This window comes from Glutamicibacter sp. (assembly GCF_050701915.1).
Taxonomy (GTDB): Bacteria; Actinomycetota; Actinomycetes; order Actinomycetales; family Micrococcaceae; genus Glutamicibacter.
Genome location: NZ_JBOGEG010000017.1, coordinates 1 through 15,392 on the forward strand (window position 1 = coordinate 1; position 15,392 = coordinate 15,392).

Below are 15,392 nucleotides of genomic sequence, written 5' to 3' on the forward strand. Positions count from 1 at the left end.
CAGCAAAGTGCGCCATGTCCACGAACAGGTACGCGCCAACCTTGTCAGCGATTTCGCGGAAGCGCTTGAAGTCCAGCTGGCGAGGGTACGCCGACCAGCCTGCAACGATCATCTTCGGCTGGTGCTCGATGGCAAGGCGCTCCACCTCATCCATGTCCACTTCGTAGGTCTGCTCGTCTACACCGTAAGGAACGATGTTGAACAGGCGGCCCGAGAAGTTCAGCTTCATGCCGTGGGTCAGGTGGCCGCCGTGGTTCAGATTCAGGCCGAGCACGGTATCGCCTGGGCGAACCAGTGCGTGGTACACCGACGCATTGGCCTGCGCACCGGAGTGCGGCTGGACATTGGCGAACTTCGCCCCGAACAGCTCCTTGAGGCGCTCGATAGCCAACGTCTCGATGACATCGACCTCTTCGCAACCGCCGTAGTAGCGGCGGCCCGGATAGCCCTCGGCATACTTGTTGGTCAGCACCGAACCCTGCGCCTGCATAATTGCCTGCGCAGTGTGGTTCTCCGAAGCGATCATTTCCAAGCCGCGCTGCTGGCGGGCCAACTCAGCGTCAATACGCTGCGCTACTTCAGGGTCGAGATGTGCGAGGTCTGCGGTCAGGGATTCTGCCGCGAGAGTTGAAGCTTGTGCCATTGCCCATTCCTAAATGTATGAATTGCCGACAACTGATATATCAATCTGCGTTTCACTGTATGATGGAAGTCGCAGCCCGGTCAATGGGTAATCCGAAATTATTTCGGCGCGTAGCAATCATGCAGAATAAAGCAGAGAAATCGGAGGCAGGATGACAACCACCACGCAGCTTCCCATGGGCGCAGAGTCCATGGCCGAACGGGCCTACCAGATTCTGCGGGACCGGCTCATCATGATGGACATCGCCCCCGGCGACCCGATCAACGAAGCCCAGCTGGTCAACGAACTTGGCGTGGGGCGCACGCCGTTGCGCGAAGCGCTCAAGCGCCTTGAGGTCGACCACCTGGTGCACTCCTACCCGCGCCGCGGCACCTTCGCCACCCGGGTGGACATCACGGAGCTGGCCGATATCACCGAGGTCCGCCAGGCGCTTGAACCCCTGGCCGCGGCACGAGCGGCAACCCTGAGCGGAGGCAGTGCGCGCTCCGGCATCGAGGCGACGCTTGAAGCGGTAAGCCGGCTCTCGGGCGAGAACCTTCGCCGCACGCTCATGGAAAACGACCTGGAGGTCCACCGGCTGATCTACCAGGCGGCGAACAACCATCACTTGGAACAGACGCTGATCCGTCTGGACAATCTGGCCACCCGCATTTGGTGCATGGCCCTGGATCGCCTGCCGAGCATCGACGAGCACATCGCGGAGCATGTCTCGCTGCTCCAGGCCATCCTCGACGGGCATGCGCAGTTGGCGCATGATTTGGCCCTGGAGCATATTGTGCATTTCGAGAAATCGGTGCGATCCGTCCTCTAGCCTGCCGCCCTCGACAGGCCGGCCTTGCCGCGGCTGCGCGCTGGGATACGCTGCTTTCGCTGGCGCAAGAATAGTTATCCCCATTGCAAGAAATCGAAGACATGTTCGAATAAGCGAAGTATAATTAGAACATGTCCGAAGCAAAGGCGCACGGAAACAGCCTCACCCCACCAGCACCGCCAGACCCCTTCGACCTGCACCTGCACAACCTGCAAGAAGACCTCGTCCAGCTCGAAGAACACGGCACCAAAGCCGAATGCGCCCACGCCATCGAAGGCCTCGAAGCACTAGCCTCCTACATCCGCTACCAGCAAGCCTGCCTCTCCCACCAGATCGAGAAGAGCTTCGTGCGCGACCATGAGGAACGCGGCGTCCACATGGATGACCAAACCCGCGGCGCCGCCGCCTGCGTCGCCTTGGCCCGCAAGCAATCCCCGCACGGCATGCGCAACTACCTGGTCAACTGCCGCATCCTCTTCGAAGACACCCCGCACCTGGCCGCCGCCTGCTCCCGCGGAGAATTCACCGAAGCCCAAACCCAGGCCATCTTGACCCCGCTCCAGGACCTTAGAGCCCAGCGCCGCACCGAATTCGACCAGCTCTACGCCCAAAACCCGGACATGTTCGACTCCATGGGCACCACCCAGATCAAGGACACCGTCCGCAAGTTCGTCCTCGCCTACACCTCCGACCCGGAATCCATCAAGCAGAAAACCATCGAGGAACAACGCAACCTCACCCTGGAAATCGACCAGAAGCACGGCTGCATCAAGATCCGCGGCGAATACCCCCTGCTCCCGGGCATGTGCCTCAAGCGCTATCTGGACGAGGAATCCAAGACCCTGCGCAAGAAAGGCGACCCGCGCACCCGCACCCAGATCCGCGCCGATTTGCTCTTCAGCTACATGATGATCGGCGAGCCCTCCAAAATGCCCGTCGCCCTGAACATCGGAGTGATCATGACCGACCGGGCCCTGTTCGCCGGCGAACGCGAACCAGCGCTATTGGAAGGCTACGGCTACATCCCTGCCCAGAGCGTGCGTGAATGGATCGGCGGGCACCAGATCCCCAACGATCTGACTTTCGAGCAGATGGAAGCGAAACTCACCCGCGAAAACATCGAGCAAATCGAAGTGCGCACCGAACTCGCCCGCTTCTACACCGCGCCGGGCGACCAGGAACTGATCTCCATGGACTCCAAGGCACGGATCTTCCCGGAGAAGCTCAAGAAGTTCATCGCCGTGCGCGACCGGCACTGCCGCACCCCGTTCTGCGACGGCATCGTGGAGGAAATAGACCACGTGAAGCAGTACGCCCGTGGCGGCAAGACCACGGTCTTCAACGGCGATGGCCGCTGCGCGGCCTGCAACAAGGCCAAGCAAGCCGCCGGATGGTACGAATACACGGCCTACGGCAACGGGCACAGCATCACCATTTGCCCCGGCTCGGCGATGTCCTACGAATCCACCGCGCCACCGGCCACGGGGTACGCGCACAGGCCGTTCCCGCAGCTGATGCGCGACGGCACCTGGCTGCAGAAACTCAAGGAACGCCTGAAGAATCCACCCGAGCCTCCGGAGCCGTGAGCGGCGAGCCGAAACCGCTCATCAACGCCGCCCGCCGCTACTACGCAACCACGCATCACCTACAGCGCCACCCTGCGCGGCGCGCTAAACCGCGCAGGCCGACCCGCCTGGCCTGCGTCCCCTGCGCAACAATTCGAATTTCGTGAACCCGGCAGGCGGGCTTCTGGATACCGCATTGGCTTGGCACCTCCTTCATCCCGCTCGTCGATCAGATGCCGGTCCTGCGAGGACAACCAGGGAAATTTTTCACCAGGAGGCTTGACTGTGATGTGAGCCACTGAAATGATTCAGTGCAACAGCGTTGCGTATCTTGCAACCAGACTCCGATACAGAATATTTCCCGCCTGCGGCAATACTTGCCCCACGGATTCAGGAGAATTCCATGCACTCAGTATTCATTGACGAACTTGATGCCCAGACCTACGCCGAGAACGTAGCGCGTACCGGATCCACCATCATCATCCCGGCCGGAGCCACCGAACAGCACGGACCGCATATGCCGCTGGGCGTAGATGCCATGCTCTCGCGTTCCATCGCTGAAGCGGTTGCGCAGCGCACAGGTGCTTTGGTCGCGCCGGCATTCAGCTACGGCTACAAGTCCCAGCCGCGCTCCGGGGGCGGCAACCACCGCCAAGGCACCACCAGCCTCGGCGGCTCTTCGCTTAGTCTGATGGTTGAGGACGTGGTCGCATCCTTCATTTCCCAGGGCTTCGATAATGTTGTCGTGCTCAACGGGCACTTCGAGAACTACCAGTTCATCTACGAGGGATTGGACAACGCTGTAGCCAAGTGCCGAGCCGCCGGGGCCACCTCGCGTGCCATCCTGCTGTCCTACTGGGACTTTGTCGATGAGGAAACCTTGGCCAAGGTCTTCCCCGACGGTTTCCTCGGCTGGGACATCGAGCACGGAGGCATCCTCGAAACCTCCTTGATGCTGTTGCTCCACCCGCAGCTGGTGAATATGGACCGGGTCGTCGACCACCCGCCGGCAAAGCTCACGCCCTATGACATCTTCCCGGAGGATCCATCACGCACGCCGGACAGCGGTTGCCTCTCTTCCGCGAAGGGCGCCACGGCAGATCGCGGTCAGCTACTTTTCGATACCATCACTGACCACGTTGCAGATGCGCTCAAAGGCGAGCTGCTACTGGGCGACATCAGCATCGAGGTGAAATAGCATGTCGGTGGATAGCTCAACATCCCGAGACCGGAAAAAGTCCGCAAAATCACCCCGGGCATCCGAGGACAACAAGAAGCAAATTGAGGTGCCGCGTTTCATGGGGAGGCACATACCTCCCATGGACCGGCTGCTCATTCGCGTAATCCCGCCAGTATTGATTATTGCCGTGATGATTTGGGTGCTTTCCAATCCAGAAGCCGCCTCAGCCACGATTTCCGAAATGCGCACTTTCGTCACCGGAAAATTCACCTGGCTCTTCATCTTGTATTCAGTTTTCACCGTGGTGGTGTGCATTTGGCTCTCCATGAGCCGAGTTGGCAAGATCCGCCTTGGCGGCCCAAATGCCAAACCGCAGCACAGCAAGTTCGCCTGGTATTCCATGCTGTTCGCTTGCGGCCAAGGCATCGGCCTGATCTTCTGGTCAGTTGCTGAACCAATTATGCTGCGCGATGAAAACCCCGTCATCCCGGCAGGACCGAACGGCGGCGGCGAAGAAGGCGCCATCGTCTGGACCTACTTCCACTGGGGCTTGACCGCCTGGGCCATGTATTGCGCCGTGGCAGTGTGCTTGGCTTACTCGCATCACAACCTCGGCAAGACCTTGACTTTCCGCGAAGCTACAGTCGACATCTTGCCCCGCTGGTCGCGTCGCGGAGCCGGAGTCATCGTTGAGCTCCTGGCAATTATCGCGACCGTACTTGGCCTGGCTACATCTTTCGGATTCGCGGCCATGCAGTTCTCCTCGGGCCTGACTTCCTTCACCGGATTGGCCGCCAGCCCAATGATGTGGTTCATGGTCATTTTGATCTTCGCTGGCATCACCTCAATTTCGGCCATCGTCGGCATCAACAAGGGCATGGCTCGAATCAGCGGATTGAACTCGATCCTCAGTATCACGCTGATCGCAGCGGTGCTGGTCTTCGGCCCGTCGCTGTACATCATCTCGAATATGTCCCAGACTTTCGGCAGCTTCTTCACGAACTTCGCGAATATGAGCCTGTGGACCGATTCAGGCCTGGCCGCCAACACACTGGATTCATGGCAAGACAGCTGGAACGGCTGGTGGACGGTCTTCATATGGTGCTGGGTTATTGCCTTCTCGCCGTTCGTCGCCGGCTTCATTGCGCGCATTTCGCGTGGCCGCACCATCCGCGAATTCGTCCTCGGCGTGACCATCATTCCGTCATTGATCGTGATGGTTTGGGTTGCAGTGATCGGCTCCGCCGCCCTGTACTACGATGACCAGACTGATCGTGGCATCAGCAGCGCAGTTGCCGAGGACACCTCCTCCGGCTTGTTCGCCATGCTTGATTCCCTGCCGGTAGTTGGCACGGTCCTGCTAGTTGTTTCCACCGTCCTGGTGGCCACCTACTACGTGACCTCCTTGGACTCAGGCATTTACGCGCTCAGTGAGTTCGTCTCCGCCCCGGGTAAATCCGGTCCAGTCTTCCGCGTGGTTCTCGTGCTGTCTGTCGCAACGGTGACCACAGTGCTGCTGACCATGGGCGGAACCGCGGTGGTGGATACGGTCCAAACCGGCACAATCATCGGAGCCTTCCCATTCTCGTTCGTGATCATTTTGATGATTATCAATCTGATCCGCAGGCTGCTCAAACGGGACAAGGCGATCAAGCAGCTGGAAAAGGACATCAATAACCCTGACCCGAACCTTGTCTTCGTTGCCGACCCCGACGGCGACGGAGCGATCCTCAAGGCAGAACCGGGACGGGATCAGCAAAACTGAACGGAAAATCCTGCATTGGAATGAAGGCCGCGAAGCTCGTCATATTGCGCTTCGCGGCCTTCTTCTCTACCGAATGGTTTTCATATTCATGCAGGTCAATCCAAATTTACCGCACTGAAGAAAAAGATTTCACAACCACCCTTGACAGTGATGCAGAGCACACATAATCTAGTTGCAACGGCGTTGCAGTGAGCGCAACACGTAATTCTTCTCCGGCGATTCCCATGAATCCTCGCAATCCATCTGATTGGGCCGGCCTCCCTTGACAGTTGATTTCCCACAAGGAGCCAAAACCATGACTACCGCCAACATCGCCACCAACGTTTCCGAACTGGCACGCCTGAAGACCCTGCACAACGGCACCAAGCAGCCACTGACTTTCTCGGATGCAGAGTTCGAGCGCCGCCTGACCGGCCTGCGCCAGATCATGGCCGCCAAGTCCCTGGACGCGGTCATCCTGACCAGCTACCACGGCATCAAGTACTACTCGGATTTCCTGTACACCACCTTCGGCCGCAACTACGCCCTGGTGGTCACCGCCAGCAATTCGACCACCGTCACCGCGAACATCGATGCCGGAATGCCATGGCGCACCAGCTACGGCGACAACATCGTGTACACCGACTGGAAGCGCGACAACTTCTTCTACGGCCTTCAGGAAGCGCTCAAGCGCGATGGAGTGAAGGCAAGCCGGATCGGCGTGGAAGACGACTTCCTGCCGGGCCGCACCCGCCAGCAGATCGCCGACACCTTCGACGGTGCGGCCCTGGTAGATGTTTCGCAGGACGCCATGCGCCAGCGCATGATCAAGTCCGCAGAGGAAATCGAAGTCATCAAGCACGGTGCGCGCATCGGCGATCTGGGCGGCGAAGCCATCAAGGCCGCCATCCGCGAAGGCATCAGCGAATACGAAGTAGCCTTGATCGGCACCGAAGCGATGGTGCACGAGATCGCCAAGACCTTCCCCCACCGCGAAGTGCGCGATACCTGGGTCTGGTTCCAGTCGGGCATTAACACCGACGGCGCCCACAACTGGGCCACCACCCGCAAGCTTGAGCGCGGGGACATCCTCTCGCTGAATTGCTTCCCGATGACCTCCGGCTACTACACCGCGCTGGAGCGCACCTTGTTCCTCGGAGAACCGGATGCCCGCAGCCTGGAACTGTGGAACGTCAACGTCGAGGTGCACAAGCGCGGACTGGAGCTCATCAAGCCCGGCGCGGTCTGCAAGGACATCGCCGCGGAGCTGAACGAGATCTACATCTCCCACGGCCTGCTGCCCAACCGCACCTTCGGCTACGGCCATTCCTTCGGCGTGCTCTCGCACTACTACGGCCGCGAAGCTGGCCTGGAACTGCGCGAGGACATCGAGACTGTCCTGGAGCCGGGCATGGTCGTTTCGATGGAGCCAATGATCACCGTCGCTGATGGCGAGCCAGGTGCCGGAGGCTACCGCGAGCACGACATCCTGGTCATCGGCGAGGACGGTGGCGTCGAGAACATCACCAAGTTCGGCTTCGGCCCGCGGAACAACATCATCGATGCCTAGGGGCAAGCGATAACCGTGGGGCGGGGCCCCAACCCCGCCCCACGGCTGTTTTAACCATCTGATGCGCAGCAAGCACGGGGGCTGCGCCTAGAACCGACGACCACCCACCGGTCAGCCGGAACACTTCATCATTCCAGCGGCAAAGAAGCCAGCACTGGCCAAAGCCGTTGCCCTCCAGAGGCGGTTTCACCCCATGAACCATTCCAGCAACTCCCCATCGCAAGCCCCCACCGGAACCACGGCTGCACCGGCCACCGGCGTGGCCCCGTCCCGCACCATTGACGCGAAGACCCGCCGCAAGGTGATCGCTGCCAGCTTTATCGGCAACTTCGTGGAATGGTTCGACTACGCGGCCTACGGCTACCTGGCCGTCACCATCGCCGCCGTGTTCTTCCCCAGCGATGATCCGCAGGCTGGTTTGCTGATGACCTTCGGCGTATTTGCCATCTCCTTCCTGGTCCGTCCTGTCGGAGGGTTCATTTGGGGGCATTTGGGCGACAAGATCGGGCGGCGCGAAGCCCTGTCCTGGTCGATTCTGATGATGACCGGTGCCACCTTCTGCATCGCGCTGCTCCCCGGCTACGCGTCCATCGGTTTTGGCGCACCCCTGCTGCTCCTGGCCCTGCGCCTGGTCCAGGGCTTCTCTGCCGCCGGCGAGTATGCTGGGGCCTCCGCCTTCCTGGTCGAGTACGCCCCAGCCAACCGGCGCGGCCTGTACGCGGCAGTGGTTCCGGCCAGCACCGCCACCGGCCTGCTCTTCGGCTCGCTGATGGCCGCCGGGCTGACCGGGTTGCTGTCATCCGGGGAATTGGAGTCCTGGGGATGGCGCATACCGTTCTTGCTAGCTGCGCCCATGGGGCTGATCGGCCGCTACATCCGTACCAAGCTGGAGGACTCGCCTGCTTTCCTTGAAGCGTCCGAGTCTTCCGCACCCGAGGGATCCCCAGTCGGGTCGTTGCTGAAGAACCACTGGCGCCAGCTGGTTCAGGCTGCGGGCGCAGTGCTGCTCAATGCCGTCGGGTTCTACGTCATCCTTTCCTACATGCCGACCTATCTCTCCGAAGAGCTCGGACTGGACGCCACCCGTTCCTATCTGGCAACGACCGTTGCGCTGCTGACCTACGTTGGATTCATCTTTGTCACCGGCATGCTTTCGGATCGCTTCGGCCGCAAGCGTGTCTTGATCAGCGCATCGATTCTGTTCATCCTGTTCACCGTTCCTGCCTTCATGGCTTTGGAATCGGGAAACTTCTTGGTTATCGTCCTGGTTCAAATCCTGCTCGGCGCGATGCTCACGCTCAACGACGGCACCCTTCCGAGCTACCTCGCGGAAATGTTCCCCACCAAGGTCCGCTATTCCGGCTTCGCAGTGTCGTTCAACCTCTCAAATGCATTGTTTGGCGGAACGGCGCCATTCGTGGCCACATTGCTCATTGCCACCAGCGGCAACGTCCTTGCCCCCGGCTGGTACTTGATGGGCGCAGCGGTGATTTCGCTGGTGGCGGTGGCCTGCTCGGTCGAAACCAGCCGCAAACCACTGGTTTGAGCCGTAGGATAGTAGCAACTCAGGAGGGGAAATGACTGAAATTCGCAGTGAAACCCGAGGTACCTCGGTGATCGTCAACGTGCTCGATGTGCTCCGTTGCTTCACCGTTGAGCGCCCGGTAGTGGGCGTCACCGAAATCGCGGAGCAGGTCGGCCTCCACAAATCGAGCGTCTCGCGCATTCTGGCCACCCTTGAGCAGGAACGCGTTGTGGATCGCGACGCGGAAACCCGCAAGTACCGCTTGGGTGTCGGCCTGATTGCCATTGCCGGACCATTGCTTGCCAACCTGGACGTGCGGCAGGTGGCTTACCCCATTCTGGAAGATCTGCGTGAAGCTACCGGCGAGACCGCTGTACTGAACATCTGGGACGGCAGCGAGTCGATTTCGGTAGAACAGCTGCCTTCAACCCATCTGGTCAAGCACACCTCGGTCATGGGGTCGCGGTACCGTTCGGGGCTGAGCGCTACCGTCCAGGTATTCCTCGCCAATGAGGATCCAGCACGCCGCGCGGAGCTGATCTCCAACGGAGAGATCGATCTTGCCGGCACGGCCCCCGCCGAATACCAGGCACGCCTGGATCTTGTACGCGAGCGGGGCTACGCGGTCAACTACGGCGAGACCTCCGCCGAGGAGGTCGGAGTGGCCGCAGGAATTCTCGATCACCGCGGTGAACTCGTCGCCTGCGCCATGACCGCCGCTCCGTTCTACCGCATCGGCGCCGATGAGCTGGAGCAGCTTTGCTCCAGCACCCGTGCCGCAGCAAGGCGAATCAGCACCAGGCTGGGATACCAGGCGGAGGGATAGCCATGGATCCGTTTGAAGCGCGCGATGCCCATGCCTTCGACTACCGGATGCACGAAGGCTCAGCCATGAAGGTCAGCCACCACTTCGCCGGGCACACCGGGATGCCGGTAGCCATCCAGACCTGGGTGATAGAACCAGGCGGCTTCGAGGGCTTCCATCGCCACGAGGGCCAGGGAGCTTTGCAGGAGTTCTACCAGGTGATCGAGGGCCGGGCGCGGATGCGGGTCGGCGAGCGCGTATACGAGCTCGGTCCCGGTGACAGCGTATTGGCCGATGCCGGAGTGGACCACGACCTGTGCAATCCCGGCGGCACGGACCTGCGCGTGCTCACTGTTTGGGGCCCGCCGGGTGTCGCCGACTTCTCGGACTTCGGTTCGCACCAGATTGCGCAGCGCGGTCATCCAGGCGGCCTGGCTTAGCTGGGAGTTTGCCCAAGTACCTTTTGCCGACCCTGGTCCCGGTGCTGAAGTGGTGCCATGGATTACAACATCGGCTATTTCGTTGGTTCGCTCGCCACGAACTCCATCAACCGCGTCCTGTCCAAGGCCCTGATTGCCCTGGCACCTGAAAACCTCAGTTTCACGGAAATCCCGATCAGCGATCTGCCCTTGTATAGCGCCGACTACGATGCGAACTATCCGGAGGCCGGGACCGCGCTCAAATCCGCCATTGAGGCCTCGGACGGGTTGCTGTTCATCAGCCCGGAGTACAACCGCTCGATTCCTGGTGCGCTGAAGAACGCCATCGACTGGGGCTCTCGGCCCTGGGGCACCAATTCCTTCGCGCGCAAGCCCACCGGCCTGCTCGGTGCTTCGGTCGGAGCCATCGGCACCGCGGTCATGCAGTCCAGCATGCGCAGCGTGCTCAGCTTCCTGGATGCCCCGCAGCTGAACTCCCCCGAGGTCTATTTGCAGTACCGTCCCGATGACTTCGGCGCGGACGGGAGCATCAGCAACCCGGACACCGAGAAGTTCTTGGCCCACTACATGGGCGAGTACGCTGCGTTCGTTGAGCGCGTGCTCGATTCGACGGCCGCCGGCCACATCGGAGATGAAGGGTTGTAACCGCAAACCGGGTGCTAGCCGCGCGAGTATTCGGCAAGGCAGACTCCGGATGCAAAAGACCGCATGCTCTCCAGCTTCCAGCGATCCGGGGCATACCCGGTGTCCCCGAAGAGCCTGATACCCGACCCGAACATCACCGGCTGGACCTTCAAGGCCAACTTGTCGATGTCCGGACGGAGCCTGGCGGCAAGCTGCCCTCCGCCGCACAGCCAGATGCCGCCACCCGGTTCGGCTTTCAGTTCCCGGATTACCTCTCGCGGATCCGCATCGGTGAACTGCACCTCTTGGCTTCCTGGAGGCGAAGGGTGCTCGCGCGTGAAGACAATCTGCCTCAGGTGCGAGTACGGGCTGGGCAGTGCAGGCAAGCCGATCGCGTAGGTATTCCATCCCATCATCACCGTATCGAAAGGGCCTCCCTCCATGGGCAGTCCGGCCGCCTGCGCCAGTTGGGTCGGCGCGGTGCCGCGGTAGCGGTCCCAGATGGGCTCCGCATGGGCACCAGCCACTGCGAAAGCATCGAATTCGCCGTTCGGACCGGCAATGTACCCGTCCAGGCTCACTGCAACGAAGTAGGTCAGTTCTCGCATGATTCTCCCTTGGCTCGAAGTCGGGATTTTCTGTGAAATTGAGCCAACCCTACAGCATGGGCGAGCAGCACCTTAGGAGAATGCGAAAAAGCCGGGAAACATCATTTCTGACGTTTCTCGGCTTGTTTCCATTTGGTGGAGGTAAGGGGATTCGAACCCCTGACCTTCTGCATGCCATGCAGACGCGCTACCAACTGCGCCATACCCCCAAACGAGGTGGTTTTCCGCGGTTTGAACAACCGCTGAACCAAGATAAAACTCTACCGGAGCATTGTTGAAAACGCCAAATCGGCCATTCGAGACGCTGGTCACACTCTGCTATTCACATGGTGCTCCCTAAGTGGAAGAATATGGGGCGGGACCTGCCGGCCCCATCCCATTCCTTCGAAAGGCGCAATCCCATGACCATCGGACTGAACCCATACCTGCGTTTCGCCGGAGACGCCAAGGAAGCAATGGAGTTCTACCACCAGGTACTAGGTGGCGAGCTTTCCATGATGACTTTCCAGGAGGGCATGAATGACAATAATCCGGCCCTTGCCGACCAGATCATGCACGCCTCGCTATTCGTCGAACGCGGCCTGCACTTCATGGCCTCGGATACCCCGCCTGAAATGGACGTCCGAGGCAATGGCGTGATCGCGCTAAGCAGCGACGGCGTCGCTGAGGCCGACGCAGAAACCCTGACCAAGTGGTGGGAAGGGTTGGCCGAAGGCGGCCAGATCAACGTGCCATTGGAGCCGGCCCCGTGGGGTGACTCCTTTGGCGAGCTGCGCGACAAGTTCGGCGTGGTCTGGATGTTCAACATCACCGCGGTGGCAAGCTAGCCCAAGCGCTAGTGGGTGCGCGCCTGTTCGCGGGCTTCCATAGCTTCGCGGCCTACGAGCAGGCCCACCTTCTTCGCGCGGATCTGGGTAATCCAAGCGATCAGCAAGCCCAAGGCGGCCAGGCCAGCGCCGACCACCGAGGGGGCGCGGAAGCCGTAGCCGGCAGCGATCACCGCAGCACCCAGGGCGGCGCCCAAGGCGTTGGCAACGTTCAATGCCGAGTGGTTCAACGAGGCAGCCAGCGATTGCGCATGCGGGGCCGAATCCATCAGCAGCGTCTGCAATGCAGGGATCAGCAGGGAACCCACCGCGCCCATCACGAATACCATTATCATCGTCGGAACCACCCAACTGGTCACGGCCGCGAAAATCAGCATGGTGGCGATCATGAAGACGGAAGAGAGCTTGATCGCGCCGAAGATCGACCAGTCGGCAAGCCGGCCACCGGCCAGCGAACCGACGACCATGCCCAAGCCATAAAGCGCCAAAGCCAGCGGAACCAGCTCAATTGGCAGCCCGGCTTCTTCGGTCAGCGTTGGCGAGATGTACGAATACACCGCGAAGAATCCACCGAAGCCGACAATGCCGGTGAGCATTGCCAGCCATACTTGGGCACTCTTCAAGGCGGTCAGCTCGCGGCGGATGCTCGCCCCTGCATCGGTCTTGCGCCATGGGACGAACAGGCTGATCAGCACAGCGGTCAACACGCCGATCGCGGTGACGACCAGGAACATCGAACGCCAGCCGAATTCCTGGCCGAGGCGGGTGACCAATGGGACACCGGCAACGTTGGCCACCGAAAGCCCGAGCATCACCCAAGCAATGGCGCGCCCGCGCATCGTGGCCGGAACTAGGCTGCCGGCAAGCACACCGGCCAAACCGAAGTAGGCACCGTGGGGCAGGCCAGCAAGGAAACGGGTCACCAGCATGGTGTTGTAGTCCGGGGCGAAGAATGAGGAAAGGTTGGCGAGCGTGAAGAAGAGAATCAACAGCTGCACCGCACGCTTGCGCGGGATCTTGGCAGCCAGCGCAGTGAGCACCGGGGCGCCCACCACCACGCCAATCGCGTAGGCACTGATCATCAGGCCCATCTGCGCATAGCCCACTTCAAGGTCAGCGGCGCCTTCCTGGAGCAAGCCCATCATGGCGAATTCCGTGACGCCGATGCCGACGCCGCCCATGGCCAAGGCAACGATTGCCAGCAGTAGTTTTCCGCCAGATAGGTAGGCAGTCATTCAATTTCTCAATTCATGGCAGGGTCTTGGGAAGCGGCTCCCTCGGCGCTCTTATCCATCGTAGTGACTGCATCGCGCGAGATTGGCAATCCCCAAGCCGAAAATTACGAATCCCACAGTATTTTGTGCCACTGTATTAAGTCCTATGCCTCATTCATCGCATCATCGCCTGTCGGCCTCGCGAATAATCGCGAGGTTCTTCTTTGTCATGCTCTGTCTCGCGCTGGCCGGGCTGATGGTGTTCCACCAGCAGATCCCCGATGTCCTGGGGCTCGGATTGATCGTCGATAACCTGGCCCCGTGGATGGGCATCGGCATTCCGGTGCTCTTGCTCATGGCCTTGGTGGTGCGCGGACGCATCAGCTTCATCGGCCTGCTCGTACCCGTAGTTGCCTGGGCGGTCCTCTTCGGGCCAGCTTTCCTGCCTTCGGACCAACGCGTCCCGGAAGCGTCCCTGCGCGTTGCCACGCAAAACGTCCACGAGTCTGCGGGCGTGCAGGCCGCCCGGGAATTGGCCGCCAACGGCGCGCAGGTCATCACCTTGCAGGAAATCGGAGAAGGCCAAGAGCCGGAGATCACCGCAGAGCTCGCCCAATCCCATCCCTACAGCTACATGGTCAGCACCGTAGGCGTGTGGAGCGCCTATCCGCTGGAGAATCCCGAACCCCTGGACCTGGGTCTGGGATGGGACCGCGCGTTGCGGGTGGACGTGGCCAGCGAGAAGGGAGATGTGCGCCTGTACGCTGTGCATGCCGCTTCGGCCCGGCCCACCGGGCACCATGAGCGGGACATGATGCTTGCCTCCTTGGCCGGCTACCTCGCCGATGATGATTCTTCAAAGATCGTTGCCGCCGGAGATTTCAATGCCACCAGCTCGGACCGCCACTTCGCACCTGTCGCTAACCAGCTGGAGGAAGCCCACTACAGCGACTGGGGCCTGGCCCTGACCTGGCCGCGGTCCCTGTTCCCGATGCTCGGCATTGACCATGTGATGCTGCGCGGAGTCGAATCAGCCGGTTTGGAGCGGCTGGAAATCGCTGAATCCGATCATTACGCGCTCTTTGCCACGATCGACCTGGGGAACTAGTCCCCTTACAGCCCGGTCTGGCGCAGCGTGATGTTGATGCGTCCGCCGCCAAGGCCCAAGCCTGCAGGCGCGGTCCCCGCATGGATCTTCGTAACCCCGTGATAGGCAAAGCGTGACGGGCCGTCGAAAACGAACAGGTCCCCCGAGGCCAGCCGGATCTCTTGCCATGGCCGGTTGCGGTTCTCGGTATTGCCCAGGCGGAATGTTGCCGAATCGCCGATGGACAGCGAAACCACCGGGGCGTTGATGCGCTCTTCCGCATCCTGGTGCATGCCCATGGCGGCCTGCGCGTCGTAGAAGTTCACGATTGCCGCATCGGGCTGGTAGTCCTGCGCGCGCTGCCGGTCCCCAGTAGCTTCAGCGACCGCCTGCTTGCCCAAGCGGATCAACCAGTCTTCCATGGGCGCCACGGATTGTCCGTCCAGGTCGTCAGCGGTCTTGGAGTAGCGGCTCGGGCTCCAATGCCACCCCAGGCACAAGCTTTGCACGCTCATCGGATGGCCGTTGACGGTTGTACGGTGCGGCGGAACAGGCCCGCTGCCCCATTCAAAGAAGCGCCGGACGATCCACTGCTGCGCAGTCGCGTCCAGCCACCCCGGCAAGTGCCAGGCTCCTGGGCGCAGTGCACCCCCGATTCGGGGCAGTGCGCTGTCGTCGAAAAGCGATTCCATGTTCCCAGCGTGCCCGTTGCAGGCAGAGCTCGGCAAGTCTCCCGCGTATTCGCTCAC

15 protein-coding genes and 1 tRNA gene are annotated in these 15,392 nt (G+C 61.1%); 11 read left to right on the forward strand and 5 right to left on the reverse strand.

Going from position 1 to position 15,392, the window contains the following annotated elements:
* The coding region (locus ACRDT3_RS11145) for an aminotransferase class I/II-fold pyridoxal phosphate-dependent enzyme (RefSeq protein ID WP_431493034.1) at positions 1–643 on the reverse strand (643 nt) is incomplete at its 3' end.
* A gap of 151 nt (positions 644–794) precedes the next feature.
* On the opposite strand from ACRDT3_RS11145, the gene ACRDT3_RS11150 reads away from it, so the two are divergent.
* The 9 genes from ACRDT3_RS11150 (at position 795) to ACRDT3_RS11190 (ending at position 10,928) form a co-directional block, all read left to right on the forward strand.
* Entirely contained in the window at positions 795–1,454 is a 660-nt protein-coding gene (locus ACRDT3_RS11150) for a GntR family transcriptional regulator (protein ID WP_431493035.1), read from the forward strand.
* Positions 1,455–1,585: 131 nt separating this feature from the next.
* Entirely contained in the window at positions 1,586–3,040 is a 1,455-nt protein-coding gene (locus tag ACRDT3_RS11155) for an HNH endonuclease (RefSeq protein WP_431493036.1), read from the forward strand.
* Between the two features lie 382 nt (positions 3,041–3,422).
* On the forward strand, positions 3,423–4,217 hold the full coding sequence (locus ACRDT3_RS11160; protein ID WP_431493037.1) for a creatininase: 795 nt from the start codon (positions 3,423–3,425) through the stop codon (positions 4,215–4,217).
* A gap of 121 nt (positions 4,218–4,338) precedes the next feature.
* Positions 4,339–5,964: a BCCT family transporter gene (locus tag ACRDT3_RS11165; protein WP_431493107.1), complete on the forward strand. Its 1,626-nt coding sequence runs from the start codon at positions 4,339–4,341 to the stop codon at positions 5,962–5,964.
* Positions 5,965–6,259: 295 nt separating this feature from the next.
* Positions 6,260–7,513: an aminopeptidase P family protein gene (locus tag ACRDT3_RS11170; protein ID WP_431493038.1), complete on the forward strand. Its 1,254-nt coding sequence runs from the start codon at positions 6,260–6,262 to the stop codon at positions 7,511–7,513.
* A gap of 193 nt (positions 7,514–7,706) precedes the next feature.
* A complete protein-coding gene (locus ACRDT3_RS11175; RefSeq protein ID WP_431493039.1) occupies positions 7,707–9,059 on the forward strand; it encodes an MFS transporter in 1,353 nt (450 codons plus the stop codon).
* Between the two features lie 31 nt (positions 9,060–9,090).
* Positions 9,091–9,864, forward strand: a complete 774-nt coding sequence (locus ACRDT3_RS11180; RefSeq protein WP_402735165.1) for an IclR family transcriptional regulator — start codon at positions 9,091–9,093, stop codon at positions 9,862–9,864.
* A 2-nt stretch (positions 9,865–9,866) separates the two neighbouring features.
* Positions 9,867–10,283: a cupin domain-containing protein gene (locus tag ACRDT3_RS11185; RefSeq protein ID WP_431493040.1), complete on the forward strand. Its 417-nt coding sequence runs from the start codon at positions 9,867–9,869 to the stop codon at positions 10,281–10,283.
* 57 nt (positions 10,284–10,340) lie between these two features.
* The gene (locus ACRDT3_RS11190; protein WP_431493041.1) at positions 10,341–10,928 is read left to right on the forward strand and encodes an NADPH-dependent FMN reductase; all 588 of its coding nucleotides are present in this window, start codon (positions 10,341–10,343) and stop codon (positions 10,926–10,928) included.
* A gap of 14 nt (positions 10,929–10,942) precedes the next feature.
* Here ACRDT3_RS11190 and ACRDT3_RS11195 read toward each other — a convergent pair whose 3' ends face one another.
* Together ACRDT3_RS11195 and ACRDT3_RS11200 are read right to left on the reverse strand one after the other, a co-directional pair.
* A complete protein-coding gene (locus ACRDT3_RS11195) occupies positions 10,943–11,515 on the reverse strand; it encodes a dihydrofolate reductase family protein (RefSeq protein WP_431493042.1) in 573 nt (190 codons plus the stop codon).
* Between the two features lie 133 nt (positions 11,516–11,648).
* A tRNA-Ala gene (locus ACRDT3_RS11200) sits at positions 11,649–11,724 on the reverse strand.
* A gap of 192 nt (positions 11,725–11,916) precedes the next feature.
* Here ACRDT3_RS11200 and ACRDT3_RS11205 point away from each other — a divergent pair.
* Positions 11,917–12,342, forward strand: a complete 426-nt coding sequence (locus ACRDT3_RS11205) for a VOC family protein (RefSeq protein ID WP_431493043.1) — start codon at positions 11,917–11,919, stop codon at positions 12,340–12,342.
* Between the two features lie 8 nt (positions 12,343–12,350).
* On the opposite strand, the gene ACRDT3_RS11210 is transcribed toward ACRDT3_RS11205, so the two are convergent.
* The gene (locus tag ACRDT3_RS11210; RefSeq protein WP_431493044.1) at positions 12,351–13,577 is read right to left on the reverse strand and encodes an MFS transporter; all 1,227 of its coding nucleotides are present in this window, start codon (positions 13,575–13,577) and stop codon (positions 12,351–12,353) included.
* Between the two features lie 208 nt (positions 13,578–13,785).
* On the opposite strand from ACRDT3_RS11210, the gene ACRDT3_RS11215 reads away from it, so the two are divergent.
* Complete coding sequence (locus tag ACRDT3_RS11215; RefSeq protein ID WP_431493045.1) at positions 13,786–14,664, forward strand: endonuclease/exonuclease/phosphatase family protein; 879 nt, start codon at positions 13,786–13,788, stop codon at positions 14,662–14,664.
* Positions 14,665–14,669: 5 nt separating this feature from the next.
* Here ACRDT3_RS11215 and ACRDT3_RS11220 read toward each other — a convergent pair whose 3' ends face one another.
* Positions 14,670–15,335, reverse strand: coding sequence for an alpha-ketoglutarate-dependent dioxygenase AlkB family protein (locus tag ACRDT3_RS11220; protein WP_431493108.1), 666 nt, complete (start codon positions 15,333–15,335; stop codon positions 14,670–14,672).
* Between the last annotated feature and the right edge of the window lie 57 nt (positions 15,336–15,392).